Raw genomic sequence first — 17,995 nt, forward strand, 5'->3', positions numbered from 1 at the left:
CCCGCTATTTACGTTGTTTGAGTTCTTCTGGCAGGCCGATGCTGTCGACCTCTTGCTGGGTCAGTTCACGATATTCACCTTCGCCGAGATCTTCATCCAGCTCGATGTCACCAATACGTTCGCGATGCAGCGCTGAGACATGGTTACCCATCGCCGCAAACATGCGTTTGACCTGATGGTAACGCCCTTCGCTGATAGTCAAACGGGCGGCTTTCTCATCGAGAATCTCTAGCACGGCCGGCTTGGTGAGCTCTTTTTCATTGTGCAGCTGTACACCCGCAGCGAACTTCTCAACCAGGACAGGATCGATTGGCTCCTCCACTTCCACCAAATAGGTTTTTTCCAGGTGATGCTTCGGGGAGGTAATGCGGTGTGACCATTGGCCATCGTCGGTCAGCAGCACCAAACCGGTGGTGTCGATATCCAGACGGCCCGCCGCATGCAGCTTGAACGCCGCGGGTTCTTCGATAAAGAACAGCACGGTGGGATGATCGGGATCGTCGGTTGAGCAGACGTAACCCTGCGGCTTATTCAGCATGAAATAGCGCGGTCCTTGCTGCACCACCAGCGGATTGCCGTCGTATTCGACTTCATCGTCTGGCTGTACTTTGTATGCCGCATCGCGCACAACTTCGCCGTTAATGGTGACTTTTTTGGCGCGGATTTCGCGTCCGGCGATAGCACGGCTAACTTCCAGTTGCTGAGATATGAATTTTTCGAGTCGCATGAATTCGTTTTGCCTGTTACTGCGGGGGAAACTGAAACGGTGTTTTTGTCCGTTAAGAAAGTGTGGGCAGTATAGCTTGATCCTTAGAGTGCTAACAGTAGTGAACCTGCGTTTAACTGGCTTTCATGGCATAATGCGCGTCCGTTCCAGAAAAAAGTTTGCCCCAATGTCATTCTCCCTGCGCCCATACCAACAAGAGGCGGTTGACGCCACCCTCAACCACTTTCGTCGCCATACCACGCCTGCGGTGATTGTGCTGCCGACCGGTGCGGGTAAGAGTCTGGTGATTGCTGAACTGGCGCGGCTAGCGCGTGGACGGGTATTGGTGCTGGCTCACGTCAAAGAGCTGGTGGAGCAGAATCACAGCAAATATCAGGCTTATGGACTTGAAGCAGACATCTTCGCCGCGGGTTTGCAGCGCAAGCAGAGCGAAAGCAAAGTGGTGTTTGGCAGCGTGCAGTCGGTGGCGCGCAATCTCAACCGCTTCGATAGCGCCTTTTCACTGGTGATCGTTGATGAGTGTCACCGCATCAGTGATAACGAAGAGAGCCAGTATCAGCTGCTGTTCGCCCACCTGCGGCAGCACAATCCGCAGTTGCGCCTGTTGGGTTTGACCGCCACGCCCTTCCGACTCGGCAAAGGCTGGATATATCAGTTCCACTATCACGGCATGGTGCGCGGCGATGAGAAAGCGCTGTTCCGCGACTGCATTTATGAGCTGCCGCTGCGCTATATGATCAAACACGGCTTTCTGGTGCCGCCGGAGCGCTTAGATATGCCGGTGGTGCAGTACGATTTCAGCCGCCTGATCCCGCAAAATAATGGACTGTTTAGCGAAGCCGATCTCAACCGCGAGCTGAAACAACAGCATCGCGTAACGCCGCATATTATTCGCCAGATTATTGAGTTTGCTGAAGATCGCCGTGGCGTGATGGTGTTTGCCTCCACCGTGGAACATGCCCGTGAAATCCTCACGCTGCTGCCTGAAAACAGCGCGCTGGTCTCGGCGGAAACGGCAGTGAAGGATCGTGACCGCTTAATTGGTGCATTTAAAGCGCAGCAGCTGAAGTTCCTGGTCAACGTTGCCGTTCTGACCACTGGCTTTGACGCGCCCCACGTGGATTTGATCGCCATTTTGCGCCCTACCGAATCCGTTAGCCTCTACCAGCAGATCGTCGGTCGCGGTTTACGCTTGTCACCCGGTAAAACCGATTGTATGGTGCTGGATTACGCCGGTAATCCACACGATCTTTTCACCCCCGAAGTCGGCGCGCCGAAAGGGGCCAGCGACAATCAGCCGGTGCAGGTGTTTTGTCCCGCCTGCGGTTTCGCCAATACCTTCTGGGGCAAAACCACCGAAGATGGACACATCATCGAGCATTTTGGCCGCCGCTGTCAGGGCGTGCTGGAAGATGATGAAGGCGAGCGCGAACAGTGTGATTATCGCTTTCGCTTCAAAAGCTGCCCGGATTGCGGCGCCGAGAATGACATCGCCGCGCGGCGCTGCCATCAATGCGAAAAAATTCTGGTCGACCCGGATGACATGCTGAAAGCGGCCCTGAAACTGAAAGATGCGCGCGTGTTGCGCTGCGCCGGCATGACGCTGGAGCAAGGGCGCGATGATAAAGGCGAATGGCTGAAAGCCACCTATTTCGATGAAGATGGCACCAGCGTCAGCGAGCGTTTTCGCCTGCAAACGCCAGCACAACGTAAAGCCTTTGAGCAGCTGTTTATGCGCCCGCATCAGCGCGCGCCGGGCGTGGAACTTGGCTGGCAAACCGCAGCGGATGTCATCGCCTTACAGCCTTTATTGCGTCATCCGGACTTTGTGGTGGCACGCGCAAAAGGCCATTTCTGGCAGATTCGCGAAAAAATGTTTGATTATCAGGGCCGTTATCGCCGTGCCAATGAGCTGCGTTGAGCGGCGGAATCATTTGCCCCTGCAGCATCATTGGGGCTATAATGCCGCCCGCTTTTGCATCCGTAAAAGCAGTTTGAATAACCGTCCTGTTGCTGGGTCGCCTGTAGCAGGAACTATTGAAGAGACATCAAATGTTCACTATTAACGCTGAAGTACGTAAAGACCAGGGTAAGGGTGCGAGCCGCCGCCTGCGTGTAGCAAACAAATTCCCAGCCATCATCTATGGCGGAAATGAAGCACCAATTGCTATCGAACTCGACCATGATGCAGTGATGAACGTACAGGTTAAACCTGAGTTCTACAGCGAAGTGCTGACCATCGCGGTTGATGGCAAAGAAGTTAAAGTTAAAGCTCAGGCGGTACAGCGTCATCCGTTCAAGCCAAAACTTTTCCACATCGACTTCGTTCGCGCTTAATCGCTGAATGAGTTGAAGGTAGAAGGGCCGGTTGCGAAACCGGCCCTTTTATTTTAGGCATAAAAAATAACCCGATATCTTCCCTTCCTAAAAACCCCTGTCTTTCATTTCTCTCTGCCTTCGTTTATTTGAGACTGTTCTTTACCATGAAGCTTGCTTAAACCATGGAGAATGCCGTTTTAACATTTCTCCAGAATTTGTCTGCAAGGACTTCAAGTGAAAAAAATACCTGCCTTGGGCTATGGCATCATACTCATCTCATTTTCTGGCTATGCGGGCGTAATGCGTCATGACATTAACGTGCAAGAATACCGTGATTTTGCCGAGAATATGGGTAAATATCGTGTCGGCTTGAGCAACATTCCCATTTTTAAGAAAGATGGCGAGCTGAGTGGTTATCTTGATTTTGCCATGCCCGACCTTAGCAGTGTCTCTCGTCGCGGGTTTGCCACATTAATTAATCCATCCTATGTAACCACCACACGGCACGTAACCGCTTTGGGTAGCGTTTATTTTGGCGGTCCTTCTGCTTATTCCACCCGTTATCTTTTTATTAACCGCAATCAATCCGCCGTTCAGGATAATATCCTGCCACGGTTAAACAAAGTTGTAACCGAAGTAGCGCCAATAGATTATGTGGAACGTTATGAGCTTCAGAAAGGACATGGCTCTCGGTATATTGCTTATGTGCGCGCGGGTGCTGGTGAAATGACACAGGTCACAAATGACCTCACTGAGAAAGAGTTCCTGGCCAGTGCCTATAAATGGTTAGCGGGTGGAACAATTAATATTGACACCATTACCTTCAACAAAGAAAAAAATGACGATTTCTATTGGATTCAATATGAACCTGGCCATCAATATTCATCCGCTTTATCAATATCAACCGGCGGCGGTGACAGTGGCAGCCCTATTTACGTCTACGACAATGTTGATAAAAAATGGAAACTCGCTGGTGTACATTATGGTGGTTATGGTAGCGCAACGCCTTATGGTCGCAAAGTTATCTCAACACGTTTTAATGAAGAATATTTTAATGGGATTATTGCCAACAATATCTCTCCCGATGTCACTGATTTTGCGAATAATGGCCCAATTTACTGGAATGCAGATAAGCTGGTCCAGGGTAGTAAAAACTGGGGTTGGCAAGGTTTAGACAACACATATCGTCATTTGGCGCCAGGCAAAGCCAGCCTTATTGAACTTGATGCAACCAAAGATATTCGCTTTAACGGCGCGGGCGGAGACATTATTCTTAATGAGGCTGTCAATCTGGGAGCAGGAAAACTACAGTTTTCTAATAACTACACCCTGAAATCTGCAGAGAATGTGGGCGCAACCTGGGTGGGCGGCGGCGTTGAAGTCGATGAAGGGAAAAAAGTCATCTGGCAAGTGAATGGACTCAAAGATGATGATTTACACAAAATTGGCGGTGGCGTCTTACATATTAATGCTACAGGTGTCAATGAAGGCGGACTGAATATCGGCGATGGCACCGTTATTCTGGATCAACAAAAAGATGCGCAAGGAAATCGCCAGGCATTTTCTCGACTGTATTTAGCGAGCGGTCGGCCTACCGTTATTTTAGCGAGCGAAGACCAGGTTAATCCTGATAACATTTATTTTGGTTATCGTGGGGGGACATTGGATCTTAGTGGTAATAATCTCATAATGCGAAAGATTAATCACACGGATAGCGGTGCGGCAGTGATCAATCAGAGTGAGTTAAACTCGGCCAGTCTAACACTTACAGGGTACTCACGTAGCGATATCAACATTAACACCTGGAGCAGTGTCGACATTGGTAATATTGGTGATATTTATGAATATTATAATTCGAGAACGCAACGTAAAGAGTATTTTCAATTAAAAAAAGAGAAGTATTGGTACTTCCCCACAAATCAGCAGGACAATGAAGACTGGAAGTATCTGGGATATGATCTGGTTCAAGCCGTCGATTATCGACTATCGCAGTTAAATGATTTAGTTTTCCGCGGAGACATTGGCACGCGCTCGTCGGATAAAAATAATGGTGCATTAGATGTGAATTTATCTCCGGAGAGTGGAAATACACATTTCGCACTGACCGGTAATATCCATTTAAATGGAAATATCAGCGTCAATAAGGGGACTCTTCTGCTGTCCGGGCAACCCGTTCCTCATGCCGGCGGCCTGATCATTGACAACGATTGGTACACTTCCTCTTTCACCGCCAATAACATTGTAGTCAATGACAATGCACGTTTACAGGTCGGTGAATACGCGCAGGTTAAAGCCGATATCCAGGCGGGCGACAACAGCCAGGTTATCCTTGGCTACCATCCCGACGCTGCTGATGAGCAGCAAATTTTACGCTGCACCTCGCCGGTGCAAAGCACTAAGGGCAGCTGCAAAGTTGCACAGCGAAACGCGGAAGAGTTGCGTTTCCTTCCCGCCAGCTCGGTTGAGGGCAATATCACGCTGGGCGATAACGCATTGCTTCATCTTGGCAAAGTCGATTACCACGGCCACATCAACGACAGTCACTCAGCGAGAGTCACCCTGAGCAGTGAAACATTCTGGAATATGAATGGTAACAGCCGCGTGCATCGGATGGATGCAGGTAAAGGCGGTATCATCTCGCTTCTTTCTGCAGATGAAATGGCCTGGACGCCGAAGCTGCTCTCTGTGGAACATCTGACGGCAAATCATCTGCAGCTTGGTTTCGGCATCGCGCCGCAGTCCGCCATTAGCGACAGTTTATACATTGGGTCCAGCGTGCAGGGCGGCAGCAACACCCTCGATCTTGGTTTTATGCTGGGTGAAACCTTCCCCAACCGCATCGCGAAAGAGATCGTGCTGGTGAACGCGCCCGCCGGAACCGCGCACGACTATTTCACGCTACCTCCGGTCAAACGCGGGTTCTCGCTCTATACCGCTGATTATCAGGTTGTGGAAGAGAATGGTCGCGTGAAATGGATCATTGCCAAAACGCCGGATCCGGTGTTACCACCCGATCCGGTAATCGACCCCGATCCGGAGACGCATCCCGAACCCGACATTACGCCTGAACCGGAAGTTAAGCCTGAACCGGAAGTTAAGCCTGAGCCTGAAGTGAAACCTGAGCCCGAGATCACGCCAAATCCGGGTACTGCAGAAGACTGGTTTGAGATCATTGATAATCAGCCGCTGGTGCAGAGTACGCGCGCCCTGCTCGCTTCGCGCCACTACCTGTTCAGTGAAATCAGCAATATGCTGACCGATCGCGCTCAGCTCCTGCGCGGTAACCATGAAAATAGCGGCGCATGGGCCAGCCTCAGCCAAAATCGCGGCAGAATGGATAGCGTAACGTTAAAAGACAGCAGGCTAGAGATCGGCGCCGATGCGCAAGCGGATGCCTGGCTTTATGGCGTGACCGCCAGTTACAGCCAGGGAAATGCCGGGGACGAAGCCAGCATTAGCCATAAACTGAGCACTCTGGGCCTGTATGCGAGCGGAATGAGCAATGAAGGATGGTTTATGGATCTTGCTGCCAGCTACCTGAATCTGCGTCAGGACATTCACCTTGACCCGGTATTGGGAGTAAACAGCACCTCAAAAACCAGCCATATACTGGCAGGCAGTGCAAAATGGGGTAAATCCTACCCTCTGCTGAATGCGTCTTTCACGCTATCGCCTTACCTGAGAGCCAGCGCAGGCTATTTACCGGGTTATACGCTGGAAAGCAGAGAGGCCAGCATTGCCCTGAGTTCAGCCATGCCGTGGGGTCTCGCGCCGGGTATTGAAGTCAGCAAACAGGGGCTCGGTACGCTGCTGCCACGCGTGCGATTCAGCGCCACCGTTGAAAAACAGTTTTCAACGGGCCGTTCTGGCTCTTCACTAACCCTTGAGGATCGCCACAGCCGACGCGCTTATGGCGCGCTGGACGACGATCGTTATCGAGTTCATCTGGGTTTAGAAGGGAAAATCAGCGACAACTGGTCAGCGAATATTGGCGCGAAGCATAGCGTTGGTGGCAAGTTCCGCACCGATTCTCTCATCAGTAGTGGCATAAACTATTCGTTCTGATAGAAAAGCCGGGCACTTTGGTGACCCGGCTTTTTTCATTTACTGCTTGTGCGGCGTTGCAGCTGATCGCGCAAATTCGGTGGCGTGCCTTTAATGGTCAGCGTGTCGGTGGTGGGATCCCAGAAGATACGCTCGCCGAGCAGCATGGCATCAAAGTTCAGGGTTAATCCGCCGCCGCTGCCCGCAAACTTGGTCAACTGGCGCAAGGTGCTACGATCCGCTGGGAAGGTCTCTTCCAGCTCGTAACCTTGCTCCTGGGTGAAGGCCTGAAACGTTTTTTCTCCCAACGGCGGTAATTCACTGGAGAGATCGTGCAGCGCAATCTCTTCGCCGGCCTGCAGCTGATCGTTACAGTAGCTGTAAACCTGCTGACGATAGTTCTGACGCTCGTTTTTATCGAGATCCGATTCGGCGCAGTAATCATCAACCGCTTGCAGCAGCCCACGGTTTTGCGCTTTGGTGTCCAGACCGACGCTAGCACCAAGGAAATCCATGAAGAAATCCGCCACTTTACGCCCCACGCGACCGCGCAGGAAGGTCAGATAACGGGTGGATTCCGGGTTAGTTTCCCACTCGGTGAGATCGATACGCGCCACAATATCCGCATGATTGATATCGAGATAATGGGTGCTGCTGATATCCAGTTGCTCGTTGACGCGCATGCTCGACTGGCTGTTGAGAACCGCAATCAGCAAATATTCCACGGCCAGATAGCGATAGTGCAAAAACAGCACCACGCCGCCTTCCGCAAACGGATATTTGCTCAGTTCATCACGCAGACGTCCGGTCGCCGCACGGCTAAACGCCAGAAAGTCATCTTCCCCTTTGCGGCAGTTACGCAACGCATCGGCCAGTTCGCTATCTTCGTTAAACAGTCCGTAAGCTTTGCTTTTGGCGCTATATACCCGGTGCAGCTCTTCTGCCATCTCTTCAACCGCGCGGGTAGCAGGCAGCAAGGTGTCGCGCAGTACCAGTTCAAGCTGGTTTTCATCACGTTTAACTAACTGATGCAGGGCAATCTGGTCGATATCCAGACTCATGGTAGACTCTCCTTTTAGCTCAGGCGCGTATTCAAACACCGCCCGCAGCCGCTTTCAACTGCCAGCACAAACTGATCGCTCTGCTTGCGATAAAATTGCGGAAAAAAATGCGTTGTTACGGTAATATACCGCCTTTTCACCCTTGATTAGACGACGATATGCCACAATCATCCCGTTACAGTGACGAACGCGTGGAAAAGCTCCTCGCAGAGATGGCGCAGATTCTTGAAAAAGACAAAGCGCCAACCGACCTTTCCCTGATGGTATTGGGTAACATGGTAACTAACTTGATCAATACCAGCGTTTCACCGGCTCAACGCCGCACACTGGCTCGATCTTTCGCGGATGCGTTGCAGTCATCCGTACGCGATGATAACGCTCATTAATATGCAGATTTGACCTCATAATATGGTAACCAACCGGCAGCGCTACCGTGAAAAAGTCTCCCAGATGATCAGCTGGGGGCATTGGTTTGCCCTGTTTAATATTATCTTCGCGTTAATTTTAGGCAGCCGCTACCTGTTGGTCGCCGACTGGCCCGCGTCACTCGCGGGACGTATCTATGCCTATACCAGCTGGATCGGTCATTTCAGTTTCATCGTCTTCGCCGGTTATCTGCTGATCATCTTCCCGCTCACTTTCGTGGTGATGTCACAGCGATTGCTTAGGGTGTTGTCGGCGATTGTCGCCACCGCCGGACTGACGCTGATTATGGTCGACAGCGCGGTGTTCAGCCGCTTCCACTTGCACCTCAATCCGGTGGTGTGGGAGCTGGTGATAAACCCTGATCAAAGCGAGATGGCGCGCGACTGGCAGCTGATGTTTATCAGCGTGCCGCTGATTTTCCTCGTCGAAATGCTGTTCGCGACCTGGAGCTGGCAAAAGCTGCGCAGCCTTAATCGGCGCTCGTTCGGCAAGCCGCTGGCTGCGCTGTTTATCAGCGCCTTCTTCGCCAGTCATCTGCTCTATATCTGGGCCGATGCCAATTTCTATCGCCCAATTACCATGCAGCGCGCCAACCTGCCGCTCTCCTATCCAATGACCGCGCGTCGCTTCCTTGAGCGTCACGGTTTGCTGGATGCGCAAGAGTATCAGCGCCGTCTGGTGCAACAGGGTGATCCGGAAGCGTTGTCAGTGCAGTATCCACTGAGTGACATTACCTTCCGCGATGGCGGTACGCGCCACAATCTGCTGGTGCTAACTGTTGATGGTCTGAACAACGCCACGGTGGAAAAAGCGCTGCCGTCGCTTCATCAATTCGCCAGTGAGAACGTGCGCTTCACCCAGCATTTCAGCGCGGGGCTACAGCCGGAAAAAGGGTTATTTGGCCTGTTTTACGGCATCTCTTCCAGCTATATGGATGGCGTGTTAGCGTCGCGTACGCCTTCCGTGCTGCTGAATGCGCTGAACGCGCAAGGCTATCAGTTTGGCTTGTTCTCATCGGACGGCTTCAGCCAACCGCTGTATCGTCAGGCTTTGTTAGCCGATTACTCGCTGCCGCAGGCCGATACCCAACCGAATAGCACCACGGTGACGCAGTGGCAGAACTGGCTCAATGGCCACAAATCAAACAATGCGCCGTGGTTTTCGTGGATTGCACTTAACGGTGTGACGGTCAATGGCGACAACCTAAAAGCGCGCCAGCGTAGCTATACGCGTCAGGCAAGCGGTGTCGACGAGCAGATTAAGGCGGTGCTGCAAACCTTGCAGGATCGCGATTTGCTGAAAAATACCGTGGTGGTGATCACGGCGCAGCGTGCGGTCAATCTGGATAGCAACGATGACAATCCAGGCAATCGTGCGACGTTACAGGTGCCGCTGGTGGTGCATTGGCCGAATACGCCAGCGCAAACCATCGATCGTCTGACCGATCAGCAGGATGTGATGACCACGCTGATGCAGCGCCTGCTGCACGTGCGCACTAATCCCGCTAACTTCTCGCAGGGTGAAGATCTGTTTGCCGCACAACGCAGCCACGATTGGGTGGCGAGCAGCGAAGATGGCAAGCTGGTAGTGACCACGCCAACCGTGACGCTGGTGCTGAATAATAATGGCAGCTACAGCGCTTACGATGCACAGGGTAACAAACTGAAAGATCATAAACCGCAGCTGGCGTTGTTGCTGCAGGTGCTGACAGAAGAGAAGCGTTTCGTCGCAAACTGATTAATTATGAGGCAGTTAAATGCTGCTCATATTGCAATCGTGCGTAGAAACAGTAATATTCTTCCACGTTCGGCACGTAGCGCAGCCTGGTAGCGCACGGTCATGGGGTGTCCGGGGTCGGAGGTTCAAATCCTCTCGTGCCGACCAAAATCCAAAAAAGCAGCCTTATGGCTGCTTTTTTATTGTTTCTAATTCGGTCTAAACGATTCGATTACCCTGCTGATCTATCACCTTCTCACCATCCTCCTTTCTGAATTCGCCCTGCTGCGCATCGGGAAGAATATCGAGCACGGCTTCTGAAGGCCGGCACAAACGCGTTCCCAGCGGGGAGACAACAATCGGACGGTTAATCAGGATGGGATAATTCAACATCGCCTCGATGAGTTGCTCGTCACTAAAACGCTCTTCAGCCAAACCCAATTTTTCGTAGGGTTCGACATTTTTGCGTAATAAAGCGCGCGCATCGATCCCCAGCGCGCTAATCAACGCCTTAAGTTGCTCACGATTTGGCGGCGTCTCAAGATAAAGAATAACGGTAGGTTCAACGCCGCTATTGCGTATTAACGCCAGCGTGTTGCGCGAAGTGCCGCAAGCGGGATTGTGATAAATGGTGATGTCAGTCATGGTGCTCTCTTCCTAATGGGACAACGTCAGGCGCAGGGCCAACGCGCTAAGGGTGACGAGCAGCACGGGCAATGTCATCACGACACCCACGCGGAAGTAATAACCCCAGCTAATGTTGATGTTCTTCTGGTCGAGTACGTGCAGCCATAGCAATGTGGCAAGACTGCCAATCGGCGTAATTTTTGGCCCCAGGTCGCAACCAATAACATTGGCATAAATCATCGCTTCCTTTATCACGCCCTGCGCGCTGCTGGCATCAATCGACAGCGCACCAATCAGCACCGTTGGCATATTATTCATTACTGAAGAAAGCAGCGCCGTCACCAAACCGGTACCCAAGGTGGCGGCCCATAAGCCGTGGCTGGCAATGAGGTTGAGTAAGTCAGAGAGATGTTGCGTCAGCCCGGCATTTTTAAGGCCATAAACTACCAGGTACATGCCGAGCGAAAAAATCACGATCTGCCAGGGCGCGCCGCGTAACACTTTACCGGTGTTAATCGCCTGACCTCTTTTGGCAACGATAAACAGAATTAACGCGCCCAGTGCGGCGATAGCACTGACTGGAATGCCCAGCGGTTCCAGCAGGAAAAATCCCACCAATAGCAACAACAGCACCAGCCAACCGGCTTTAAAGGTAGCGGGATCTTTTATGGCTTCAGCTGGTAGTTTGAGGCGTGAAACCTCATAGCTGGCGGGAATGTCTTTGCGAAAGAAAAGGTGCAGCACTATCAGCGTGGTGATAATAGCGGCAATATCAACCGGAACCATCACCGCCGCGTAAGCGTTGAATCCCAATTTGAAGAAATCTGCGGAAACGATGTTAACCAGATTGGATACGATCAGCGGCAAACTCGCGGTATCGGCGATAAATCCTGCTGCCATGACGAAAGCCAGCGTTGCACCTTTACTAAAGCCCAGTGCCAGCAGCATTGCGATGACGATCGGCGTCAATATCAGAGCCGCACCATCATTGGCGAAAAGCGCGGCAACGCATGCACCGAGCAACACGATATAGGTGAAAAGCAGCCGCCCTCGCCCACTTCCCCAGCGCGCTACGTGCAAAGCGCACCACTCAAAAAAACCGGATTCGTCCAGCAACAGGCTGATGATAATGACGGCGATAAAAGCCGCTGTCGCATTCCAGACGATATGCCACACAGCGGGAATATCGTTTAACTGGATAACGCCGGTCACCAGCGCCAGTAAAGCCCCTATCGTTGCTGTCCAGCCAATGCTCAGGCCGCGCGGCTGCCAGATGACAAACACGATGGTCAAAACAAATATTGCGCCTGCCAGAAACATCACGCCTCCAATGCATTCGAATAATCGAATGTGTTTAATGATTATTCACAACCCGTAGCAGCGGCGTTCTTCAGCGACTCACGCACTTCCTCACGCTGGCTATTCCAGGCCGTATCGATAATCGATGCAGCCCAGGCCGGCATATGCGGAGAAAGGCGATAGTGTATCCACTTGCCTTCACGTCGATCCAGAATCAGCTCAGCATCGCGCAGCAAGGCAATGTGGCGTGAAATCTTTGGCTGTGATTGTTGGGTAACTATGCAGAGATCGCAGACACACAACTCTCCGGCCTCTCGTAATAATAAAACGATCGTCGTACGCGTTTCGTCGGCAAGCAGCTTGAAAAGTTGAACAGGAAGCATTGGGCCAGGTTCCAGTAAAAATCTATTACATATGGTAATTCATATGTATTGGAAGTAAAGGCAGAATATAAAGTCTGGCGATTTCATATGTTTTCCATGCAATAAAGCATTCTCAGATTATCGCCAAAGAAATGCTGATTATTGGCTTTTAATCAGTAACTTACCGAAAGCAACTCAACCCGAGCCAGATCACATTTCTGGATAAATATGACAGCGCTTCATCAATTTGAAACAAAACTGTCACAGACTTCTCTTACTCTTATGGCTCTTGTTTTTTCGATGGGAACCATTATGGTCATCAAAGCAAAAAACCTGCAGGATGCGGAAGAACTCCTGCACTCGGGTATCAATAAAGTTGAACTGGCTTACGATATCGGCAGCGACGATTTCTTCCGTCTCGCCTCGCGCTGGTGCGATCGCGGTGCGCGCATCACCAAAGGCCATCAGCACTTCGTGGTGCAGATTAAAGGCATGGCTATTCCGCCAAATAACTAAAAGTGGGCGAGCCCCTTTGGCTTGCTCTCCATCCGGCTGGCTGGTAAAACTACGTTTTCCGTCAGCCGTGATTTTTTATGTTCGCCTCTGAAACGCCGCTTGCCCTGCCCTCTTCCCCGTTTATCCGCGCTGCTGGCATGTCGCTGGATACATTGCCGATCGCCTGGTGCGAATTCGATCAACATCACTGGCATGCTGAATTGCACCAGGCGTGGCAACTGCCGCTGCCCGCGTCGCTACAGAGCGCGGTGACGAAACGCAAAGCCGAGCATCTGGCGAGTCGCTGGCTGGTGCAGCAAAACTTTGCGCACTTCGGTTTACCGCACTTTGTGTTGTGTAATGCGCCCGATCGTTCACCGTTGTGGCCCGCCGGCATTCAGGCGTCGCTGTCGCATACGCACAGCGTTGCGGTGATGGCTGCGACGCGCGAGCCACTGTGCGTGGGTGTGGATGTTGAGCAGATTATGGCGGAGGAAACCGCCGATGAAACCGCTGGGATGTTGATGAGCCCGGTGGAAAAACAGCGACTGCTGGCGCGGCCTATGCCCTTTGCCCAGGCCGCTACACTGCTGTTTTCATTGAAAGAGAGTGTGTACAAAGCGCTGTGGCCGCAATTGCATCAGCCAATGGATTTTCTTCAGGCGGAAGTGCTGGAACTGGACGTGCAGCAAGGCCGTGCAACGCTGCGGTTGTGTCAAGATTTTGATGCGTATTTCACCACCAAAGCGCTGCTGCAGGCGCGTTTTTGGCTGGCTGGAGATCGCGTGATTACGCTGCTGACGCATCCGCTCCCGACAAAATAAAAAACCGGCTCAGAAATAAACCTGAGCCGGTGACAACACAAGACGACAGAAAAGTGTTCCAGGGACGCAGAAACGAGGATTTCTGCTGGGAGTGACTTTACTCACTCCGCAACTTCTTGCCCAATAAGGGTTTTTGCTAAGCTTTCCCGGCTGGCGTTAATGGCCGGTATCGGTACGTTGCACCGCATCCAGCGTTGCCATCTCGCGTTCGTTACCGGTTAACTCACTCAGTTGACCTTCGCGCATCTCCAGCAAGCGATCGGCGTGAATAAAGTAGTGATCGTCATGACTAATAGCGAACACCGTTTTACCCGATTCCTGTAACCACGGCAGCAGCTCACGATAGAAGATGCGACGGAAATGCGGATCCTGATCCGCCGCCCATTCGTCGAGCAACAGAATATCGCGCTCTTCGGCGGCTGCCAGCAGCAGCGCCAGACGTTTGCTCTGCCCTTTCGACAGTTGCAGATTAAGCACTCTGTTGCCTTCCAGCTTGAGCTTGTCCTGCATCTTCAGACGCTCCAGCCACTGCTGCACCAGCGCAGGATTGGCTGGCTGCCCTTGATCGCCGATGAGGCGATCAAACAGATGCACGTCGGTAAACACCGCCGAGAAATGTTTGCGATACGCATCGAGGTTTTGCCAATCCACCACCTTGCCATCCAGCAGCAAACTGCCCGATTGCGGCTGATAGAGGCCGGTGAGCAGCATCGCCAGCGTCGATTTTCCGCTGCCGTTGCCGCCAATCAGGAACACCAGCTCGCCGCGGCGCAGCGTCAAATTGATCGGCCCAACCTGGAATCCGTGCTCACCGTAGTGGAAGCAGACGTCGCGCAGCTCCAGCGTTTGCCAGTCGCTGACTTTTGGCAGCGCCTTGAACGTTTCTTCATAGGGCGCCAGTTCAAACCTGTTGAGCTTGCGAAACGCCACCTGCGCGCTGAGCAGCGTTGGCAAGGCGCCGACCGCCGCCAACAGCGGTGTGCGCAGGAACAGCAGCGTCAGCGAATAAGTTGCCGCCACCGCCGTATTTGCCCAGCCCAGCCCGTTCGCCATAAAGAACACGATGCCAATCGCGCCGAGCATCATGATATTCGACCAGTTCACCGCGCTGAGGTGGAAGGTATCGGCGCGCACGATGTGGTGGCGATAGCTTTTGGCATTCTCCTGATAAACGCTGTCGTAAATCAGCTGCGCACGTTCGCGGTTAAGCTGCAGCTCTTTACGCCCTTCGATAATGGTCTGGAAATCGCGATACAGGTCATCTTCGATTTCACGCAGCTTAGCCATGTGCTGATAAACGCGTGATACCAGCAACCAGCCGCCAACCAGCGTTACCACCAGCCACAGGCAGGTGATCAGCAGCATTTTTGGCGAGAGCCAGGCGAGATAAAGCGCCGAACCGAGCGTAATAATGATGCCCTGAATCAGCTCGGGTAAACGCACGAAGGCGATGGTGATGGCGCGCACATCGCTGGTGAGACCGGCCAGCAGTTGGGCATTGCCAATCTGTTCGATGCGCTCCACGCGCGTATCAAGAATCCGTTTGATGAATTCGCCGCGCAGCCGCCAGACAAAGTGATGGCCGAGCATAGTCAGCGCCAGCTGGGAGCCGAGCGTCACCGCCATTAGCAGGAACAGCTGACCAAGGAAACTCGGCAGCACCGAAATCGAAGTATTCACCGCGACGATCAGCTCATTATTGATATAGGCAATCAAACCAATACCAAGCACGGCGCTTAACAATGTAAGAAGAATGACGCCAATGAAAGGCCAGCGGTACTGGCGAAAAACGACTTGCAGCAATGCCATCAAAGGGTTCCAGCGGTCAATAAAGCAGCCTGCAGTTTAATGTCGCCTTGGCTGATAGCAAGAATAATTCTCATCTCAAATTTGCCTGAGTAAAATGTTTCTCGCCGCTCGTTTGGTAGCGGCGCGATTTATTGCGAAATGCTTGTCAGATAAGAAGGTATTTTGTTTTGAAAATGCATTATCTGTGCGGGCTCTGACACGTCTGCGCCTCTGGCAAATGAGCCCTTTTCAATAATAAGCACTGAAGTTGATGAGCAGGCCGGGGCCGCTTTTGGGCCGGCAATCCGCAGCGCTGAACGAAGCGAGGAAGCCAGGAGAGCCCGCAGGATGCGGGCGAAAGGCGGAGCCGGGACATGGAGGTCCCGTCTCCGCCGGTCCGTCAGGCAGACGAACGAAGTGAAGGAACCGCGCTAGCGGCGCGAGGACCGCCGGCCCAAAAGTGGCACCGGCCAGCGCCCTCATCACTGGCTTAACTAACATGTATTACGCAATAAATTGCGCCGCCACAAAAATGCCTAAAATGCGCGGCGGAAAGTCAGGTTGAAACGGAAAGCGCCTGCCTGCGGATGAATGCCAGGTTTGAGCGGCAGAATGCCGTGATAACGCAGGCGCGATGGCCCGCCCCACACCACGATATCGCCATGTTCCAGCAGCACGCGCTGGGTGGCGTCGCCGCGTTCGAAACCGCCGAACTGGAATACCGCAGGCAATCCCAGTGAAACCGACACAATCGGCTGGCGCAGATCCTTCTCATCTTTATCCTGATGCAGCGTCAGTTTTGCGCCGGGTTCATAGCGGTTAATCAGGCAGGCATCCGGATTGAAACCAGCAAAGCCCGCTTCGCGCGCGGTTTGCTGCGCCAGCTCGCGGAACAGCGCGGGCATCGGCGGCCAATGGTGTCCGCTGTTGCTGTCTTGCTCGGTATATTGATAGCCGCGCGAATCGGTGGACCAGCCAAAATCACCACAGTTGGTCATCGCCACCGACATGCGATGGCCACCGGGCGTGATGCGATGGGCAAAGGGATTTTTCGCGGCGATATCGTGAATCGCCGCCAGCAGCGCATCGGCCTGTTCGCGAGCGCGACGCCGCAGAATCACCGCGCCATCCGCCAGCGGTTCCTGCCACGGCGCTTCGTCACTAAATAAATCCAGCATGTGCGCCTCCTTTATTGAGATGCCTGATCGATGAGGAAGGTTTTAAACTGCGGCGACATCCAGTGAGTAAAGCCGTCGCCCTGCTTGCTGATCAAATAGACCGCCAGATGCTCTTTCAACGCCAACGCTTTAGCGCGTTCGCTGCCGAGCACCATCAAACCGGTATCCCAGCCATCCGCTTCCAGCGCGGTGGTGGCTATCACCGTTGCCGACACCAGCTTGTGCTCAATCGGTCTTCCGGTAGTCGGATCGATGACGTGCGAAATGCGTTTGCCATCCAGTTCATAATAGTTGCGATAGCTGCCGGAGGTGCTGATGCCGTGTCCTTGCAGATCGACGCGTGCTTCCACCGCGTTTTCGCGATCGGTGGGTTTTTGGATCGCCACGCGCCACGGCTGCTGATTGGCATTGACGCCACGGCTCAATACCGCGCCGCCCACTGAAACCAGATAATCAGTGATGCCTTGCTGCTCCATCAGACGCGCCAGATGATCGGTGGCATAGCCTTCTCCCATGGTGGAGAGATCGACATACAAGCCGGGCAGATCTTTCTGCAGCCATTGACCGTCCACGCCCTGAATCACGCGCAGATGCTGCAAACCGGTCCGCGCTTTAGCAGCTTCGATTTCTGCCTCGCTGGGGGTATGCTCCGGTTGCTTCGTCGGGCCAAAACCCCACAGATTGACCAGCGGGCCCACGGTGATATCCATCGCACCCGACGTTTTATGCCCGATTCGCAGCGCTTCAGTGACGATGTCCGCCATGTCAGCGCTTACCGGCTGCGGTGCGTTGCCTTGATACTGATTAAAGTGCGACAGCACCGAATCGCTTTTCCACGTCGAGAGTTCGCCGTCATCGCGATCCAGCTGTTGCTGGATCAGCTGTTGCAACGCCGCTTTACGCTGCGGATCAACGCCGGCGACGCTGACGCGCCACACGGTGCCCATGGTTTTGCCTTCCAGCACCATCGCGGGTTGGCTGCTGTTTTTTTCGCAACCGCTGAGACCTAATGCCAGCAGGCTAATTAGCAGAATGTTCTGAAAACGCATCAATTCCTCATCTGTAACCCATTACTACAGCCAATTACAAAGCATAACTCGCTTGTAAAGCAGTCTAAAGCTGCTTGATG

At 52.9% G+C, this 17,995-nt stretch carries 15 protein-coding genes and 1 tRNA gene; 8 read left to right on the top strand and 8 right to left on the bottom strand.

Annotated elements, in window-relative coordinates; all coding sequences use genetic code 11:
* Window positions 1-4: 4 nt before the first annotated feature.
* The gene (gene rsuA, locus MWH02_RS13545; RefSeq protein WP_101763690.1) at window positions 5-727 is read right to left on the bottom strand and encodes a 16S rRNA pseudouridine(516) synthase RsuA; all 723 of its coding nucleotides are present in this window, start codon (window positions 725-727) and stop codon (window positions 5-7) included.
* A gap of 166 nt (window positions 728-893) precedes the next feature.
* Here rsuA and radD point away from each other — a divergent pair, with 166 nt between their 5' ends.
* From radD to MWH02_RS13560, 3 genes are all read left to right on the top strand, one after another.
* The gene (gene radD, locus MWH02_RS13550; RefSeq protein ID WP_271460836.1) at window positions 894-2,648 is read left to right on the top strand and encodes a DNA repair helicase RadD; all 1,755 of its coding nucleotides are present in this window, start codon (window positions 894-896) and stop codon (window positions 2,646-2,648) included.
* 131 nt (window positions 2,649-2,779) lie between these two features.
* On the top strand, window positions 2,780-3,064 hold the full coding sequence (gene rplY / locus MWH02_RS13555) for a 50S ribosomal protein L25 (RefSeq protein WP_101763688.1): 285 nt from the start codon (window positions 2,780-2,782) through the stop codon (window positions 3,062-3,064).
* Window positions 3,065-3,280: 216 nt separating this feature from the next.
* Window positions 3,281-7,111, top strand: a complete 3,831-nt coding sequence (locus MWH02_RS13560; RefSeq protein WP_271460837.1) for a S6 family peptidase — start codon at window positions 3,281-3,283, stop codon at window positions 7,109-7,111.
* A 35-nt stretch (window positions 7,112-7,146) separates the two neighbouring features.
* Here the strand turns inward: MWH02_RS13560 and yejK are convergent, their stop codons facing one another.
* On the bottom strand, window positions 7,147-8,151 hold the full coding sequence (gene yejK, locus MWH02_RS13565) for a nucleoid-associated protein YejK (RefSeq protein ID WP_101763686.1): 1,005 nt from the start codon (window positions 8,149-8,151) through the stop codon (window positions 7,147-7,149).
* A 158-nt stretch (window positions 8,152-8,309) separates the two neighbouring features.
* Here yejK and MWH02_RS13570 point away from each other — a divergent pair, with 158 nt between their 5' ends.
* The 3 genes from MWH02_RS13570 (at window position 8,310) to MWH02_RS13580 (ending at window position 10,461) form a co-directional block, all read left to right on the top strand.
* On the top strand, window positions 8,310-8,537 hold the full coding sequence (locus tag MWH02_RS13570) for a YejL family protein (protein ID WP_036648480.1): 228 nt from the start codon (window positions 8,310-8,312) through the stop codon (window positions 8,535-8,537).
* A 22-nt stretch (window positions 8,538-8,559) separates the two neighbouring features.
* On the top strand, window positions 8,560-10,314 hold the full coding sequence (gene yejM, locus MWH02_RS13575; RefSeq protein ID WP_101763685.1) for an LPS biosynthesis-modulating metalloenzyme YejM: 1,755 nt from the start codon (window positions 8,560-8,562) through the stop codon (window positions 10,312-10,314).
* A 70-nt stretch (window positions 10,315-10,384) separates the two neighbouring features.
* Window positions 10,385-10,461, top strand: a tRNA-Pro gene (locus MWH02_RS13580).
* Between the two features lie 51 nt (window positions 10,462-10,512).
* Here the strand turns inward: MWH02_RS13580 and arsC are convergent.
* From arsC to MWH02_RS13595, 3 genes are read right to left on the bottom strand one after another with little or no spacing between them, the layout of a single operon-like run.
* Window positions 10,513-10,938, bottom strand: coding sequence for a glutaredoxin-dependent arsenate reductase (arsC, locus tag MWH02_RS13585; RefSeq protein WP_271460838.1), 426 nt, complete (start codon window positions 10,936-10,938; stop codon window positions 10,513-10,515).
* 12 nt (window positions 10,939-10,950) lie between these two features.
* Window positions 10,951-12,240 (bottom strand): arsenic transporter, encoded by a 1,290-nt coding sequence (locus tag MWH02_RS13590; RefSeq protein ID WP_101763683.1) that lies wholly within the window; start codon window positions 12,238-12,240, stop codon window positions 10,951-10,953.
* 41 nt (window positions 12,241-12,281) lie between these two features.
* Window positions 12,282-12,602 carry a metalloregulator ArsR/SmtB family transcription factor gene (locus MWH02_RS13595; RefSeq protein WP_271460839.1) on the bottom strand — a complete coding sequence of 107 codons (321 nt, stop codon included), beginning with the start codon at window positions 12,600-12,602 and terminating at the stop codon, window positions 12,282-12,284.
* Between the two features lie 291 nt (window positions 12,603-12,893).
* On the opposite strand from MWH02_RS13595, the gene MWH02_RS13600 reads away from it, so the two are divergent.
* Window positions 12,894-13,097 carry a hypothetical protein gene (locus MWH02_RS13600; protein ID WP_008105079.1) on the top strand — a complete coding sequence of 68 codons (204 nt, stop codon included), beginning with the start codon at window positions 12,894-12,896 and terminating at the stop codon, window positions 13,095-13,097.
* Between the two features lie 77 nt (window positions 13,098-13,174).
* Window positions 13,175-13,900, top strand: a complete 726-nt coding sequence (locus MWH02_RS13605) for a 4'-phosphopantetheinyl transferase family protein (RefSeq protein WP_271460840.1) — start codon at window positions 13,175-13,177, stop codon at window positions 13,898-13,900.
* A gap of 156 nt (window positions 13,901-14,056) precedes the next feature.
* Here MWH02_RS13605 and MWH02_RS13610 read toward each other — a convergent pair whose 3' ends face one another.
* The 3 genes from MWH02_RS13610 to apbE all read right to left on the bottom strand — a co-directional run bounded on the left by MWH02_RS13610 (window position 14,057) and on the right by apbE (window position 17,915).
* Window positions 14,057-15,709 carry a multidrug ABC transporter permease/ATP-binding protein gene (locus tag MWH02_RS13610; protein ID WP_110866591.1) on the bottom strand — a complete coding sequence of 551 codons (1,653 nt, stop codon included), beginning with the start codon at window positions 15,707-15,709 and terminating at the stop codon, window positions 14,057-14,059.
* Window positions 15,710-16,224: 515 nt separating this feature from the next.
* Window positions 16,225-16,866, bottom strand: coding sequence for a DNA oxidative demethylase AlkB (gene alkB, locus MWH02_RS13615; RefSeq protein WP_176973725.1), 642 nt, complete (start codon window positions 16,864-16,866; stop codon window positions 16,225-16,227).
* 11 nt (window positions 16,867-16,877) lie between these two features.
* Window positions 16,878-17,915, bottom strand: coding sequence for an FAD:protein FMN transferase ApbE (gene apbE / locus MWH02_RS13620; protein ID WP_271460841.1), 1,038 nt, complete (start codon window positions 17,913-17,915; stop codon window positions 16,878-16,880).
* Window positions 17,916-17,995: the final 80 nt, after the last annotated feature.

Source organism: Pantoea leporis, assembly GCF_028048155.1.
Lineage (GTDB): Bacteria > Pseudomonadota > Gammaproteobacteria > Enterobacterales > Enterobacteriaceae > Pantoea > Pantoea leporis.